This window comes from Polynucleobacter difficilis, assembly GCF_003065365.1.
GTDB lineage: Bacteria > Pseudomonadota > Gammaproteobacteria > Burkholderiales > Burkholderiaceae > Polynucleobacter > Polynucleobacter difficilis.
In genome coordinates, this window is record NZ_CP023276.1 from 1,195,943 (window position 1) to 1,211,197 (window position 15,255).

Sequence of the window (15,255 nt, forward strand, 5' to 3'; positions counted from 1 at the left end):
TAGCGAAGTTCGCCCCAGTAGCTTTAGGATGGGAGAGATCACCACACTCATGGATCTGCTTTGTATGACTAAGCCGCACAAACGCATTACCAATCGTGAATTCAAACTCTTGATTAAGCCGCAAGGCCTAGATCGATTGAGTCGTATCACGAAATTGAGCGAGCAAATTCGCCTCTTTTGCAATAAGAAGAAGGTGGGATTCTTTCATCTCGATAATGCCAATACCGCATTACGCAATATCTATTTTTTCGATACGGCTAGCGAGCACTTTCGGCAAAATAATCTGATTTTGCGGGTACGTGAGTCCCGTCAAAATATCTGGGTCGATGATTGGTGCGAGGTGACCTTAAAGCACCGCTCGCACGAGATCAAAGACGCCATTGCTGTAGACCCTAGCCCTAAAAAAGGCCTGAAGTACCGCCTGCGTTTAAAAGAGGAGATATTGCGCGGCGATAAATTGGGTTCAACGCGCGTCCTGTATTCCCACAATGCCATTCTGGATGCGGTGTTACTAGACAATGTATTTGATCGCAGTTTTGCAGGGGTTAGCCGTTTTTTTCCTAAACTCGAAATCGAATCCTTAGATAAAAAGACACCGATCCGCATCGTCGGAGGCAGTACCAATAAAATTTTAGAGGCCTGTTTGCCATTGGGTAATTTGGTTTTTGGTGACGGTGTGCAAGCCCATTGCGAAATCGCTATTTGGATGCGCGGCGTTGGCGACCCCATTGTGGGCGAGCTTGCCTTTGCTTATAGAGTGACCGATGAGAATCGCGCGCAAGTAAAAGCGCATAAACGGGCCGATGCTTTTTTTAGTGCATTGCAGTTTGAGCTGGAGAGCTGGCTAGAGATAGGCAGTACTAAAACTGCCTTGGTATACGGCAAGCCGGAATAAAACGAATCGTGCTGACTTCATCGCCGACTCCATCCGCAGGCCTTACTAAACCGAACGCTCCATTAGCCGATTTGTTTCTGCAATTTTTAATTGTGGGTGCAGTCAGCTTTGGTGGCGGCATTATTGCCTATGAGCGAATCCTGTTGGTCGAGAAGCGTAAATGGCTTAATGCTGATCAGTTTATGGCATACCTGGCCATCAGCCAAACCATGCCCGGGCTTAATTCTGTCAATTTAGCAATCTTAACTGGCGACTACTTAAGGGGTATCAAGGGATCAATCATTGCCTTACTCGGGCTGGTCTTACCCGGGTCAGCCATCATTCTTTTACTTGGCCTTGTCTATACCGCACTAACCGATCATGCCATTACGGTTTTACTATTAACAGGCATTGCAGCTGGCGCTACCGGCCTACTAGCAGCAGTAACGTATCGGATTGGTGATGCGCATTGGAAAAAACCCATCTCCCTTATCTTGATTGCAGCCACTTTTGTTTTAATGAGCATCGTCAAGCTCCCACTGCTGGAAGTGCTTGCAATTATGGCGCCAATCAGCCTCTTTATTTATCGCCCCAAAGGCAGTAGCTAAATGGTACTGATTCACCTTGCCTTAACGTTTGGGTTGCTATCTTTACTTGCGGTCGGCGGCGGAACAGCAGTTCTGCCCGAGATGCAATCGATCTTATTGCATCAGTTCGACCTGACTCATGATCGATTTGTACATATATATAGTTTGGGTCAATTGGCGCCAGGCCCCAATATGCTCATGGTCTTGGTGATCGGCTTACAAGTCGCGGGAATGCTTGGCGCTGCGGTGGTTTTTTTGTCCTTCTTCATTCCTTCCAGCGTCCTATGTTTATTTGTAGGGCGCCTGTGGATCAAGATGGGTGAGAGCCCTTGGCGCAGAGCAATTCAAAATGCACTGGAGCCAATTTCGATTGGCTTAATGGTTTCTGGAGTTTATGCGGTTGGTAAGGCTGCAGCCGTTACCCCTTTTACCTTTGGGCTTGCTCTCGTCGCCTTTATTGTCTTGGTCCGCACCAAAGTAAATCCAGTCCTCGTTATAGTGGCGGCCGGAATACCGTTTGCGGTACAGGGATTGCTTTAATTACCCTCGTATTACTGCTGAGTAATTATGAGGTCTGCGCCTCAAGCACATGTAAGCGAGGTGCGTAATCTGCCTCCCCGTACTTTAAGAAGTTTTCACGGTGACGGCGGTAATAGAGCAAACCCTCCTGAATGCTGGAAACCGAAGCGCCCTGCTCTTGCATCTTGTCCCAAAGATTCCAGTCTTCTTGTGGATTATAACGGTCAGCAAAGCGCTTTTGGTAGCCAATTTGCTTACCGAGCGCAGTGCGATACATCATCGAGCCATGGTGCAGGCCTTGCCGATCCCAATACAAATCGCCTTGGTGAAGCTGCGTTTGGCCAGGAACGCGCAAGGTGATCTCTGCCTTCAGTTCCCCCGTAACAACGATGTCATAGGTCACAACATCAGCACCCGCATTGGCGGCAAGTAACTCAATGGAATCGGAGCGCAGCCAATTATCGGCACCAATAAAGAGAACGTACTCGGTTTCTACCCGAGAAAGCATGTCCTGAAAATTGGCTACGGTGCCTAAATTGTGTGGGCGTAGAACATACTCAATGTCGGGATAGAGTATTGGCAGGTGGCTACAGTCATGCGCGCCATCATCCACGAATAAAATGCGCTCCGGCATACAGCTTTGCGAGAGCAGCGACTCAATGCAATGTGCTGCGAGGTGCCCGTATCGATACGAGGCGATAACAACTGTAATCATGGGCGCGATTAGAGCACAGTATTACGACTCTTTCTTTACAGTGCTATTAATGACGAAATAAGGGAATGTATTTTTTGAGGATGCCTGTAGTTTTAGGCACTAAAAATACAAATAGCATCCTTGACCCTTTTTTACTGTAAGGTTATACTTTACACATATAGCCCTCATTTAAAATTAGTAAATGATTGAGTCATTTATTCACAAAGGGCTGCGTGAGCTATACAACGATGGGAAAAGCAGTCGAATTCAGTCCGTTTTAGTGGAGCGAATTTTAAGGCGATTGGATGCAATTGATTCAGCAACCCTTCTGTCTGATTTAAATGTGCCAGGATTTAATTTTCATGGGCTAGAGGGGAAACCTAAACGCTACAGTATTCATGTGAATGGACCTTGGTGTATTACGTTTGAGTGGCATGAAAGCAGTGCCCGCTTTATCAACTTGGAGAATTACCATTAATACATTACGCAAGCGCCCTCCAACGCATCCAGGGGCCATCTTACGAGAGGATGTCTACCCAACACTAAAGATCTCTGTATCGGAGTTTGCGAGGCACTTGGGCATCTCCAGACAAACCTTGCATGCTGTTCTGTCCGAACGCAGCGCTATCTCCCCAGAGCTTGCCTTACGATTGGGTACTTTTTTAGGCAATGGTCCGCAGCTTTGGATTGAGATGCAGTCCCGTTATGATTTATGGCAAGCAGAACGTAAATTAAAAAAAATCCTGCCGCGCATTCCTGCTTACAGTGATCTGTTGGCGGCATAATTATTAAACCCATTCATTGAGGCCTTACCCATGCCCAGCGCCATCATTTTTGATACCGAAGCAACCGATAAGAACAATCCGGTCATTATTGAGGCGGCATGGCTTGAGCTAAGCTCCTTGAGTCCATTTACGACTGGCAATCCCTGGGTGCAGCGCTATAACCCAGGCAAGCCGATTAGTCTCGGGGCTTTAGCAACGCACCACATCTTGGATGAAGAGCTAATCGATTGCCCGCCAAGCAGCTCCTTTGCTCTGCCAGCAGATACGCAGTACATGATTGGTCACAATGTCGATTTTGATTGGGCGGCGATTGGCAATCCTGATATCAAGCGCATTTGTACCTTAGCCTTGGCTCGATCGATTTGGCCGGAGCTCGATAGCCACAACCAAAGTGCCCTCCTCTATTTTCTGGATCGCAAAAATGCAAAGGACATGCTAAAAAATGCCCATAGCGCGCTGGCTGATGTCGGTATCTGCGCTGTTATCTTGCAGCATATTTGCCAAGCTCGATCCATAGTTAGCATGGAAGCACTCTGGCTCGCCTCTGAAAACGCCAGGTCACCCAGCGTCATGCCCTTTGGTAAACACAAAGGGATGGCCATCGCCGATGTGCCTGCCGACTACAAACGCTGGTTACTCGGCCAAGGTGATATTGACCCTTACTTACGCAAAGCCTTAGAGGCTCGCTAGTAGAGTAGCCTCAAACCAGCTGCAGCAGCTCTCCCGCTGCCGAAACTAAATACGCCTCAATGGGTTTATCGTGTCGGATGCGCTGTAGGCCGCTCACGTACTGTTGCAACTGCTTTTGATATAGCGCGGATTTGCGATCACCTTCCTTAGGCAAGCTGAGTTTGTAATCCAAAATCACTAAGCGATCAGCAAACTCAACTAAACGATCAAAGCGCGTGTGAATGGTCTTTTTATTTTTTTCATCTGGAGCGGATTCGTTTTCATCGGTCGTCATGAGTACATCGATTTCATTCCAAGCCTGAATCCACTCACCTTCTAGTAAATAGGGTTTCAAGATCTCGGTTTGCAAGACTGCTTTCGCCCGAGATAGGGCTAGCGTAGCCCTTGCCTCATCAATGCCAAACCAATTCATGGTGTAGGCAAGGCTAGGCAAGTCCGAGATAGTGCTGCCGCTTTGGAGTGTGCAGCACTCCAAAAGCGCATGGAAATACACGCCATCTTCCAAAATACGGGGATCAAGCTCGGGCTCTGCTAGATCGTCTACTGCGTCAGTCTTCGCAATTCCACCCTCTATATTTGCCAGCTGCAGAGCATGGCTGGATTGCGCCACATCCCACTCGATGACAAAGTCATCAATCGAGAATGGCATGCTGGTATTGCTTTGGCTTTGCGCCGTAGATTTATCTTCATTCGGTGCCGTTGCCGCCCCCTCGGATATCGCAAAGTCAGGCAGCTCCGCCGATTGAATGCGGTAATACCAAGAATTGACATCAACGCCTTCTTCTTTAGTGGAGGATTTTGCGACGCCACAAATCCACAGTCCTTGCTTGGCACGGGTCATGGCTACGTACAGCGCATTCCAGTTTTCATTTGCGGCAATGCGCTGCTCTTCTTCCTGAATCTGCGTGCGGGGGCTAGTAATAGTGTCTTTGGTAAATGCAGATAAATGAATTGGTGCCGGCTCATTGGGGGGCCAGTCAAGCAAGATGCCGCGGTGCTGACTCATGCCGGTGGTGTGATTGGTGTCCAGCAACACCACAAATGGCGCTTCCAATCCTTTGGCGCCGTGGACGGTCATCATGCGTACGCGTTTGTTGCGGTCCGCCTCAGAAAGCCCACCCCCATCATCCAGCTCAATGGATTCTGCGGCCTCGCTTTCCAGATCCATCTCCCCTTCATCGGGGGTTTCATCATCGTCGCCTTGGCGCATCGCTTTTATCTCAGCAATGAAGCGACCCAAACTCGGATAGCGTCCGCCATCGTGATTGAGGGCAAGTTCTAAAAAGGCATCGATGTTCGCTAAAACCTGCGGCCGAAGTAAATCATCAGATGCAATTGCATAGCGCATGCGTACATCATTTTCTGCGTAGATTTGATCAAGCAAGTCATGTACTGGTAAGTGCTCACCCAAAACACGCCAGTGCTCGAGGTATCGCCCTGCTTTCAGTAAAGCTGGATCTGAGCTGGCTTGCAAAGCATCCCACCACGATCGGTAGCCCTCACTTGCGAGCGCAATCGCTAGCGACTGCATTTGGTCTTCGCTTGCGCCAAAAAGAGGGCTGCGTAATACCTGCGCTAGTGGCAAATCATGGCGCGGCGTCACCAATACTGTTAGGAGCGCGATCAGATCATCAATCTCAAGGGTATTTAATAAACCCCCAAGCCGTGAACTCTCAAATGCCAGTCCAGCTTCACGCATGGCGCGCTCGTATTGCGGTAAGTACTGGCGGCGTTTTACTAATAATAAGAAATCACTTGGCCTTGGATCACGCCACACCGGTTGGCCATTCACCAGCTCCAGCACTCGGCGCGTTTGCATCACCTCGCGAATAATTTGAGCAACGCGCCGGCCCTCGCGATAGCGCTGCATCACGGCGCCGGTCTCACTGGCATCCGGCAGTGGACCTGCAAAGGCATTGCCAAAACGCTCCCTTACCTCGTGCTCCTCCAAAGGAATCAAGGGAAGTAAATAGGCCTCGCCCTGATTGGCTACATTTGCTTCTGCATCAATCGAGTTTGGCGCTGTCCATGCCGTAGTTTGGAGGGTGTACGGGTAGCTTTCAGGTAAGAGTTCACTCGAAAATGTGCGATTAACAGCGCTATTAATGGCGGGTGCATTACGGCGTGTTACATCCAGCTGAATGAAGTCGGCGCTCAGCTCGCTTTGCAAAAAGGTTTTTGCAGTATCAAATAAGCGCGGATCGGCCCGCCGAAAACGGTAAATCGATTGCTTTGGATCGCCCACAATGAAAATACTCGGCTTGCTTGTATCGGCACCATACCCTTCTAGCCACGACCGTAGGATTTGCCATTGCAGGGGATTGGTATCCTGAAACTCGTCAATCAAGATATGCTGGTAGCGTGAATCCAGACGAGCCTGAAGGTAGGCGGCATGACTTGAATCTGCCATGAGCTGACTCACCCCAATCTCCAAGTCATCAAAATCACGTACGCGCATTGCCTCTTTGCACGCCTGCACATGAGCAAGCATGGCAGCGCTCATCGCAAACCAGGCGGTATTGAGTTGTAAGGCGGCCGCTTCGCGATCGCGCTGGACATTGGCCAAAAATGCATCTGCCCAGGCCTCTTTACAATCGAGGTAACTGGACTCACTGATGCCTTGATCCGCTTTGCTTAGCCATTTTTTTAGATCAGCGGATACTTTGGCATTGGCGGTACGTGCTGTTTTGTCTTTCGTCAGGAAAATCGCTTCCAGCGCTGCAACTAATGCATGCTCTTGTGTTATATCCAACCCGGATTTTTTAGCGTTGATTGCGCTTTCAATCACTGCACAGTATTTTTTTTCCGTTTGCGTACTATTGGCAAAGCAGCGTGCCAGGAGCTCTAAGTCGGCAAGGGTATTCGGGGCATTCCACATCTGCACTACTGCATCGGGAGCACGGAGCTGCGTCAGCAGTTGCTCTAGCTTCTGAATGGGGCTCATGCCTTGCTCAGCGCAGCGTGCTTCAAAGAAAGTCCACGCGCCCCGTTGCTTAAATGCGCTATAGCTACCGGTTAAGAACTGCAGAGTTTCATGGGCGCCGAGCTGCTGCAGAAGTGATTCGTAATGGGGCTTAAGCTCCTTGGGCACTTGACTCCACCAATCGGCTAAACATTCTTCTTGGAGGCGCTTACTGTCTTCGCGCAAACTAAATCCTGGCTGAATGCCGATCGATACTGGAGCGGCGCCCAAGAGCTTGCCGAACCAGCCATGGAAAGTATCAATCACAATCGCTTGCGGACTTGCGAGTACGGTTTCATATAAGGCGCGGGCTTGCGGTATGGCAGATCTAGCCTCGGCATCATTGAGGCCGCGCTCGACTAGCGCGGCAATCAATGTCGCCTCATCGCTTCTAGCAAATTGCTCTAAGAGACCATACAAACGCTCGCGCATCTCTTGCGCAGCCTTACGGGTAAAGGTCAGTGCGAGAATTTCATGGGGTTTAGCGCCAGCCAATAGGATGCGAACCAGACGCGCTACTAGCAGCCAGGTCTTGCCGCTACCCGCGCAGGCAGAAACCATCACGGAGCGTGCTGGATCACACGCGCGTTGCTGGCTGGATTGGACTGGGCTCACCACATCCCCTTTCTGCAAATGCCGCGCGACTCACAATAGCGACACACGCTATCGGGTGCAAATGCATTGAGGGTTTTGCGCGCCCACAAGAGCTCGACATCCTCGGTGATTTGCGCCATGGATTGGATTGCCGTATCGGCGAGGTCGGCAACCGCAACCGAACGCTCTGCGCTGCCATGGCCATTTTTTAATTCGGTTTTTAGCGCGACCCACTCTGCATCCGTCACGACTCGACCTTGCATCGGTACATTCGATTCGGCATCCGTTACCGCGCGCGCGTAGATTAATAACTGTGGATCATCTAAGACGCTCTCGGCACGATCGCGTACTTTTTTTACTGTCTGGTGCTTATAGTCGAGCACTGCTGCGCTTGCCGAATCAATATGAGTATCGATGCGATCCACATACCCTTCGATCCGCATCATCCGCAGGTCTCCGTCCTCAGTTGTGAACGGCAAATCAAAACCGACATGGATTTCACCATCGAGGTAATGCCAGCCTTCGGCCTCGCGCTGCAGCTGCCACTCAATAAAGCTCGGAATTTGTTTCTGCCAATCGCGCAGTACGCCGAGCACGCGCTCGTCACCTTCAATAAACCGAGCAAAGATCCGTTCAGACGTCTGGTTTAAATGCTGCGTCATCCACGTACGTCGATTGTCACTGCCGTAGGCAATCGCAGCCAAATCAGTTTGCTCGTGGGTTTTGAGTGCGCGGAAAAATTGATGTAATACCGCATGAATGGTTTGCCCAGCCAAAGAGGCATCGATGCCCTCATCAAAGCCATGCTGCTTACGTAAGCCCAGCAAGCTGCGAACATAGTAGCGATAAGGACAGTCCCGTAAGGTGCGATACGCACTTGGGCTCATCGATAAAGGCAAAGGCAATGCTGCATTGGGCGTCGCGCTGGCGCTGTCCATGCGCACGCTGGCGCCGACGCGTTTTACACCGCCAGAGCAGGTCGTTTGGGTTTCCAACTTCCATTCTGGTAAGGCCATTTGCAAGCGCTGAATCCATGCTGCGGCCCGAATGGGCTCACCATTGCTGCTTTTACTTTGCCAGAGCAAGTCCACTGCAGGGCAACTAACTAATAATTGCGAGAGGTCACGTGCTTGTTGTTTGAATTCGTTTTCAATGGTCGATCCGTGTAGCAATCGATTAAGCGCTTCTGAAAAAAACAAAGGCGGCTCCGAAAAAGCGGGTAACTGATTTTCATCACAGCCGACCATAACCACGGCATCGAATTCCCGTAAGCGAGTCGAGCTTAAGGGCAAGATACTGAGATTGGCCTCTGCCTGCTTACTGCCCTCTTGATATGAAGCCTCCTCAATGGCGGAGCTTAAGAGGTTGATCCACTCACTTAGTCGCAACTGAATTGACTTGATGCTATTGGGCTGCATGGGCATCTCTAAGGTCAGGAGTACATCGAGCAATTGCTTGCCAGCAGAATCGTCGGCTAAGGTGGTTGCCATACCGAATGCGGTGATGTCGGCCTGCAACTGCTGGTATGCCTGACTGACATCCACGTTTTTACTGCGCCACTGTACGGTTCGGCCGCGCACGAACTGCAATAATTCCAATAGCAATGGATTGGCTGGCGCTTGACGAAACACAGTACCGTAGCGCACCCCTTCCATGGCAATGTAAAAGGATTCCCATCCGGAATGAGCTTGACTGGCGATCAGTCGATCTTCCAGTTCAGCAATCAAGCCGTTGCAGTCTTGGGGGTCCTTTCCTAAGATGGCTGGGATATCAACAAACGGGTTTTGTAAAAACTCCAATAGGTCGGCGGCGCTAGGACCTTCTTTAGGGGCTCGAATGAGGGAGAGCCAACTATGCACTGCTGCTGCAGCGCGTGTCGTTGATAACTTCCAGCCGGTTTCATCCTGAATCGCGAGCGCTGGACCAAAGCGTGCCAACAGCGCGCGCGTCCGTCGCGCAGCCAAACGGTCTTGCGCAACCAGCGCGATGTTTTTCTTACCAGCGATGATGTGCTCTTCAACGCTTTTGGCCGCCATCCATGCTAACTCTTCAAATCGATTAGCCGAAAGCAAACGCCACTGACCTCGATACGCAGCTTTAGCATTGTGGATCGCGTCTTGCTTTGCTTGGCTTGCTTGGCTTGCTTGGCTTGCTTCAGCCTCTCCTGCTGATAAAGCTTCGGGCCACAAACCCACATCGCTCCAATTGAGACTGATATCAATTACTGGAGCATGGACTGCGTACGCATCCATAAAGCGCTGCATCACAGCGCGATCACTTGCCAGTCCATCGGCGGTTTGAACCCAAACAAAAGGCCTTGCATGCTGCACTTTTTTAGCAGCCTCTTGGTGTGCCGCGAGCGCAAGGTGCTTGCGCACGATCGGATTACCCGCATCACTGAGGTAACGCCAAAAGAGCAGCAATACTTCCGCCTCTCGATCAACGACTTTGCGGGCTAGTGCTGGATACGCCTCTTCAATAGCCTCTTCCAGCAACTTCGCTAGTAGGCCTTGCCATGCATCACTGGATGCAGCGCCCTGCTGAGGCACCATTAGTAATGCAGACTGAGATAAAACGGCACTCGATAAGGTATCGCACGCAGCAATAATCGCTTGAGCCAAACCCCAGGCGCCAGCCTCACTCTCTGCCTTAAACCAGGCGCGCAATTTGGGGTGGGCTTGCAGTGCGGCATACACCGCCAACCATCGCTCCAAAGGGGTTTGCGTCTTGGGAAAAGTCCAGCTTTGCGGAGCCGATCCCAACCAATCACTCAAGCTCATCACCTCCGGCAAAAAGGCAATCTGGGGTGCGATGCCTGCGGGGCGATGGCGCTCCAAGCTACTACGCAAGGCCATTAATGGTCCAGCTGTACTGAGTACCACCAGTGGCCGCTGACCGGTTTGCTTTGCCACATTCCATATGCCGCCAGAGAGGGTTTCTAAAGCGTTCCGGTCGGGAGGAACAGACCACTCCAGCGACTGCCCATACCCTGGCGCGTCACGCAAAGGGATAGTCGGAAAGGCGGCGGGGGTTTTCATGGGTAATCGGATTTATGCGGTAATCTGTTGTTTTAGGCAGAAAAGCTGGCTTATTGCTAATATAAGCTTCGACATACTAATAAATAAGGAATTTTTCATGGGTGCCGGCATTAAATACGTGAGTGACGCTTCATTCGAGCAAGATGTTCTCAAATCCGATAAGCCTGTTTTGCTTGATTTTTGGGCAGAGTGGTGCGGTCCTTGCAAAATGATTGGTCCTATTTTGGAAGAGCTGTCGACCGAGTACGGCGACAAAATCCAAATCGCCAAAATGAATGTGGATGAGAACCAAGGCGTTCCAGCGCAGTTTAATATTCGCGGCATTCCAACCTTGATCCTATTTAAAGGGGGTGCAGTAGCAGCCCAAAAAGTAGGCGCCCTGTCTAAATCCCAGTTGGCCGCCTTCATCGACGGCAATATTTAAGTATCCCGCAAGACAGGCTCACTATTCGAGCCTGTCTTGGTTTCAGACCCTTTTGGGTAAATCTCGCTTAATTGACCCCCAGTCTTGCCAAATGCCTTTTTTGGTGTAATATCCTTTAAACGCACTATTCAGTGCTTCCCCATTTCTGGTTCTACATCCCCCTCATCTTTGTTTCTTGATTTTTTCCCCTGATTGATTCCAAGCTCATTTTTTGTCGCGCCCATTTGATTTTGACTTCCTACTAACGTAACGTAAACCATCCCTTTTGGCTCGCCGCCTTTCTGGTAGCAACCAGCCCCCCCACTTTTCTACTGATACGACTAAACACAATGCAATTAACTGAATTAAAAGTACTCCACGTTTCCGCCCTCCTCGAGATGGCAGCTAGCCTCGAGATTGAAAATACCCAGCGGATGCGCAAACAAGAGTTGATGTTTGCGATTCTGAAAAAGCGGGCTAAGTCGGGTGAATCCGTATTCGGTGATGGCGTACTCGAAGTATTGCCAGACGGCTTTGGCTTTTTACGTTCCCCAGAAGCCTCGTACATGGCTTCACCTGATGACATTTACATTTCGCCCGCCCAAATTCGTCGCTTTAATCTGCATACGGGCGATAGCGTTGAAGGTGAAGTTCGCACACCAAAGGATGGTGAGCGTTACTTTGCACTGGTCAAGGTCGATAAGATCAATGGCTTAGCGCCAGAGGCCCTGAAGAACCGCATCATGTTCGAGAACTTGACGCCCCTTCACCCCAATCGCACCATTCATTTAGAGCGCGACATTAAAGCCGAAGAGAATTTAACGGGTCGCATCATCGATATGATCTCGCCAATTGGCTTCGGTCAGCGCGGCTTAATCGTATCTTCACCCAAGTCAGGTAAGACGGTGATGATGCAGCACATTGCCCACGCCATCTCAAGCAATTTTCCGGACGCCATTCTGATTGTGCTGCTCGTTGATGAGCGCCCTGAAGAGGTTACTGAAATGCAGCGCTCCGTTCGCGGTGAAGTCGTTGCCTCTACCTTTGATGAGCCTGCAGTGCGCCACGTTCAAGTAGCCGAGATGGTGATTGAAAAAGCCAAGCGCTTGGTGGAAATGAAAAAAGACGTGATTATTTTGCTCGACTCGATTACCCGCCTCGCTCGCGCGTACAACACCGTCGTGCCATCGTCTGGCAAAGTATTGTCGGGCGGTGTTGATGCCAATGCCTTGCAGCGTCCAAAACGCTTCTTCGGCGCAGCCCGTAATATTGAAGAAGGTGGCTCCTTAACGATTTTGGCCACCGCCTTGATTGAAACCGGCAGCCGCATGGATGACCTGATTTATGAAGAATTTAAGGGCACCGGCAATATGGAAGTCCACCTCGAGCGTCGCTTAGCTGAGCGCCGGGTCTATCCTGCAATTAACCTCAATAAATCCGGCACCCGCCGCGAGGAATTGCTGGTCAAGCCAGAAAATCTCCAAAAAATCTGGGTTTTACGTAAGTTATTGGCCGATATGGACGATATTGAGGCAATGAACTTCATCGTCGATAAGCTCAAGTCGACTAAGAACAATGGCGAATTCTTCGATCTAATGCGCCGTGGAGGCTAAGAAGCCTAGGCTAGATAGATGGCAAATCTAGCCTTTCTTATTGATTTCATGGCATAATTTCGTTTTTGCGACACCCTTAGGTGTGGCTTTTTTGATTCACCGTTGCATTTACTTTTACCTGGGCAAGTATTTCACTTCTCTCACTGGAACTGAAACGGCTACCTGCAATAAGGACACTTATGAAACCTGGCATTCACCCTGATTACCGCGAAGTTGTTTTTGTCGATGTTTCCAACAACTTCAGCTTTAAGACCCGCTCGACCATCACCACCAAAGAAACCGTGAAATGGGAAGACGGCAAAGAATATCCGCTCTCCAAAATTGAGACCTCTTCAGAGTCCCATCCGTTCTACACCGGCACCCAGAAGATTATGGATACTGCTGGTCGGGTTGAGAAATTCCGTCAGAAGTTTGGTAGCAAAGCCGTTGCTAAGGCAACTGGCGATGGCGCTGCTAAAACCGCTGAGAAAAAAGCAGCTGCTGCTGAAACCAAAGCCGCTGAAAAACCAGCAGCCAAAAAAGCAGCTGTCAAGAAGGCGTAATGATTACGTGGGAGTAAGCTGCGCTTCTCCCGCAATACTCAAAAGGCAGCCTGTGCTGCCTTTTTTCTTAGCTGAAATTAATATCGCCTTAATGCAACTTCACTCACACCATTCGCATGGTTAAACTCACCGCCGCCGCTACTACATCGATTCCGCGCACGGTTATCTTTGCGCTAACCCTAATCTATGGCTTGGCTGGCTTATTCCAACGCGATCCTTGGAAGACTGAGGATGCCATTGGCTTTGGTGGCATGTTCACGGCATACCAAGGCAGCCTGCAGGATTGGCTCGTCCCCCACTTAGCTGGCCGGGAAGCAGCCCTGGGCGCACCACTGCCCTACTGGCTCGGCGGCTTTCTCATGGAATGCTTTGGGCCTCTAATTGGTTTAGCAAACGCTAGCCGTCTTTATTCAGCCCTGTGTTTTTTTGCAGCTGCTATTGCTATTTGGTACGCGACCTATCTATTAGGACGCCGGCGTGAAGTGCAACCGATGGCGCTAGCGGTAGGTGGTCAACCGCAGTCCAAAGCCTATGGCATGACTTTGGCAGATGGCGCTCTGCTTATATTCTTAGCCTGCGTTGGCTTGGCGCAGCGCGCTCATGAAACCACGCCCATGATGGCCCAATTGATGGGCATCAGCTTGGTTCTTTATGGCACGGTGCGCGGGCTTGATAAGCCATGGCAAGGTGGTGCATGGACGGGTCTAGGCATCATGGTCTTGGCACTCTCCAGTAATTTATACCTCACCATCCTCGTTGCATTGGCAACCGTCAGTGCCGTATTTATCAGCAATGCACGATTACGCTTTCGCTGGTCACTCACTTCGGTCGTATTGGGTTTGATCGGCTTTGCGCTTTGGCCCTTGCTCTGGTCCCTATTTGATTTAAATGAATCCCAGCGGGCTAATGCATTGGATGCCTGGCTCAATGTGCCACCGATGCAGAGTAGTCCTTCCGCTGAATCCATGGGTTTCTTAGGTGTGAACTTCTGGCTCTACGCCTGGCCAGTATGGCCGCTCGCCATCGTGGCAATGGTGCATTGGGCTCGTGAAAAAAGTGCGGGGTCTTGGCGAGCGCCGCATTTATGCATTCCGCTGGGCCTTATATTGAGTGGAATCATCTACGTACTGCTCCGAGTTGATGCTAACGAACATGATTTGATTGTGTTGATTCCGCCCATGGCCATTCTGGCTATTTTTAGCTTGCCGATTCTGAAGCGCAATCTCATTAGCTTTATTGATTGGCTGGCGATGCTCAGCTTCACCCTGATTGGTTTAGCCATTTGGGTGATTTGGCTCGCAAAAGTAACGGGCTTTCCGGCCAGCACTGCAGCCAATGTGGCGCGATTTATTCCGGGCTATCAAGCCCAATTTAGTCTTAGTGCCTTTGTGACTGCGATTGGCATTACCGGGCTATGGATTGCGGTGATTCGCTGGCGCACTTCGCGCGCACCCAAAGTGATCTGGCGCTGCTTAATTATTTCTGCCTCGGGTACCGTATTAATGTGGGTACTTCTAATGACCCTTTGGCTATCTACGATTAATTACGCCAAAACCTACCGCTTTGTTGCGGAGCGCTTGGTGCAAGCAGTCCCCAAAGACGCTCGCTGCATTGATACCAGCAATATTGGCTCCTCGCAGCTAGCCTCTTTCAGTTACTTCACCAAACTTCCCTTGCGGGATGATGCCAGCTGTCCCTATGTATTGACCCACAGTCAATTAGAAGCAAAGGCCTATGCTAGCCTCAATCAAAAAACCATTACCTTGCTTTGGGAAGACCGGCGCGCAGCCGATCGTGCTGAGCGCTTGCGGCTTTACCGCGTTACTCCTGAGTAACTCAATGCATCAAATGTGTCTGTTTAGATCCATCTGAACACGACCTAAACATCACTGCATATGCAGCTATCGGCGACGCAGTAAAATGGCTACTTGAAGAACACAAACATTACAGTCGG

13 protein-coding genes are annotated in these 15,255 nt (G+C 50.3%); 10 read left to right on the forward strand and 3 right to left on the reverse strand.

The features are described 5' to 3' along the window. Nucleotides 1-64 precede the first annotated feature (64 nt). The 3 genes from AOC34_RS06105 to AOC34_RS06115 are packed head-to-tail and all read left to right on the forward strand — an operon-like array spanning nucleotide 65 to nucleotide 2,001. Nucleotides 65-895: a CYTH domain-containing protein gene (locus tag AOC34_RS06105; protein ID WP_159074826.1), complete on the forward strand. Its 831-nt coding sequence runs from the start codon at nucleotides 65-67 to the stop codon at nucleotides 893-895. 8 nt (nucleotides 896-903) lie between these two features. Then, on the forward strand, nucleotides 904-1,482 hold the full coding sequence (locus tag AOC34_RS06110) for a chromate transporter (RefSeq protein WP_159074827.1): 579 nt from the start codon (nucleotides 904-906) through the stop codon (nucleotides 1,480-1,482). Further along, nucleotides 1,483-2,001 (forward strand): chromate transporter, encoded by a 519-nt coding sequence (locus tag AOC34_RS06115; RefSeq protein WP_108469235.1) that lies wholly within the window; start codon nucleotides 1,483-1,485, stop codon nucleotides 1,999-2,001. A 25-nt stretch (nucleotides 2,002-2,026) separates the two neighbouring features. Here AOC34_RS06115 and AOC34_RS06120 read toward each other — a convergent pair whose 3' ends face one another. After that, complete coding sequence (locus tag AOC34_RS06120) at nucleotides 2,027-2,695, reverse strand: glycosyltransferase family 2 protein (protein WP_108469236.1); 669 nt, start codon at nucleotides 2,693-2,695, stop codon at nucleotides 2,027-2,029. Between the two features lie 181 nt (nucleotides 2,696-2,876). Here AOC34_RS06120 and AOC34_RS10400 point away from each other — a divergent pair, with 181 nt between their 5' ends. From AOC34_RS10400 to AOC34_RS06135, 3 genes are read left to right on the forward strand one after another with little or no spacing between them, the layout of a single operon-like run. Then, nucleotides 2,877-3,152 (forward strand): type II toxin-antitoxin system RelE/ParE family toxin, encoded by a 276-nt coding sequence (locus AOC34_RS10400; RefSeq protein WP_108469237.1) that lies wholly within the window; start codon nucleotides 2,877-2,879, stop codon nucleotides 3,150-3,152. Continuing rightward, nucleotides 3,079-3,459 (forward strand): HigA family addiction module antitoxin, encoded by a 381-nt coding sequence (locus AOC34_RS06130; protein WP_234408056.1) that lies wholly within the window; start codon nucleotides 3,079-3,081, stop codon nucleotides 3,457-3,459. Before AOC34_RS10400 ends, AOC34_RS06130 begins: the two co-directional genes overlap by 74 nt. Nucleotides 3,460-3,489: 30 nt before the next feature. Then, a complete protein-coding gene (locus AOC34_RS06135) occupies nucleotides 3,490-4,149 on the forward strand; it encodes a putative quorum-sensing-regulated virulence factor (protein WP_108469239.1) in 660 nt (219 codons plus the stop codon). 10 nt (nucleotides 4,150-4,159) lie between these two features. Here the strand turns inward: AOC34_RS06135 and AOC34_RS06140 are convergent, their stop codons facing one another. Together AOC34_RS06140 and AOC34_RS06145 are read right to left on the reverse strand one after the other, a co-directional pair. Next, a complete protein-coding gene (locus tag AOC34_RS06140) occupies nucleotides 4,160-7,726 on the reverse strand; it encodes a UvrD-helicase domain-containing protein (protein WP_234408057.1) in 3,567 nt (1,188 codons plus the stop codon). Further along, on the reverse strand, nucleotides 7,723-10,743 hold the full coding sequence (locus tag AOC34_RS06145; protein WP_108469240.1) for a PD-(D/E)XK nuclease family protein: 3,021 nt from the start codon (nucleotides 10,741-10,743) through the stop codon (nucleotides 7,723-7,725). Before AOC34_RS06145 ends, AOC34_RS06140 begins: the two co-directional genes overlap by 4 nt. A 97-nt stretch (nucleotides 10,744-10,840) precedes the next feature. Between AOC34_RS06145 and trxA the strand changes: the two genes are divergently transcribed. The 4 genes from trxA to AOC34_RS06165 all read left to right on the forward strand — a co-directional run bounded on the left by trxA (nucleotide 10,841) and on the right by AOC34_RS06165 (nucleotide 15,136). Further along, nucleotides 10,841-11,167: a thioredoxin TrxA gene (gene trxA, locus AOC34_RS06150; protein WP_108469241.1), complete on the forward strand. Its 327-nt coding sequence runs from the start codon at nucleotides 10,841-10,843 to the stop codon at nucleotides 11,165-11,167. Between the two features lie 329 nt (nucleotides 11,168-11,496). Continuing rightward, the gene (rho, locus tag AOC34_RS06155; RefSeq protein WP_108469242.1) at nucleotides 11,497-12,759 is read left to right on the forward strand and encodes a transcription termination factor Rho; all 1,263 of its coding nucleotides are present in this window, start codon (nucleotides 11,497-11,499) and stop codon (nucleotides 12,757-12,759) included. A 179-nt stretch (nucleotides 12,760-12,938) separates the two neighbouring features. Further along, a complete protein-coding gene (locus tag AOC34_RS06160; RefSeq protein ID WP_108469243.1) occupies nucleotides 12,939-13,301 on the forward strand; it encodes a type B 50S ribosomal protein L31 in 363 nt (120 codons plus the stop codon). Nucleotides 13,302-13,417: 116 nt separating this feature from the next. Further along, complete coding sequence (locus tag AOC34_RS06165) at nucleotides 13,418-15,136, forward strand: ArnT family glycosyltransferase (RefSeq protein ID WP_108469244.1); 1,719 nt, start codon at nucleotides 13,418-13,420, stop codon at nucleotides 15,134-15,136. The last annotated feature ends 119 nt before the right edge of the window (nucleotides 15,137-15,255 follow it).

Bases quoted from the DNA above. Each gene is read 5' to 3' on its own strand.
- AOC34_RS06135 (WP_108469239.1), top strand. From the start codon at position 3,490: ATGCCCAGCGCCATCATTTTTGATACCGAAGCAACCGATAAGAACAAT.
- AOC34_RS06115 (WP_108469235.1), top strand. From the start codon at position 1,483: ATGGTACTGATTCACCTTGCCTTAACGTTTGGGTTGCTATCTTTACTT.
- AOC34_RS06105 (WP_159074826.1), top strand. From the start codon at position 65: ATGACTAAGCCGCACAAACGCATTACCAATCGTGAATTCAAACTCTTG.
- AOC34_RS06130 (WP_234408056.1), top strand. From the start codon at position 3,079: ATGGACCTTGGTGTATTACGTTTGAGTGGCATGAAAGCAGTGCCCGCT.
- trxA (WP_108469241.1), top strand. From the start codon at position 10,841: ATGGGTGCCGGCATTAAATACGTGAGTGACGCTTCATTCGAGCAAGAT.
- AOC34_RS10400 (WP_108469237.1), top strand. From the start codon at position 2,877: ATGATTGAGTCATTTATTCACAAAGGGCTGCGTGAGCTATACAACGAT.
- AOC34_RS06145 (WP_108469240.1), bottom strand. From the start codon at position 10,743: ATGAAAACCCCCGCCGCCTTTCCGACTATCCCTTTGCGTGACGCGCCA.
- AOC34_RS06120 (WP_108469236.1), bottom strand. From the start codon at position 2,695: ATGATTACAGTTGTTATCGCCTCGTATCGATACGGGCACCTCGCAGCA.
- AOC34_RS06160 (WP_108469243.1), top strand. From the start codon at position 12,939: ATGAAACCTGGCATTCACCCTGATTACCGCGAAGTTGTTTTTGTCGAT.
- AOC34_RS06165 (WP_108469244.1), top strand. From the start codon at position 13,418: ATGGTTAAACTCACCGCCGCCGCTACTACATCGATTCCGCGCACGGTT.
- rho (WP_108469242.1), top strand. From the start codon at position 11,497: ATGCAATTAACTGAATTAAAAGTACTCCACGTTTCCGCCCTCCTCGAG.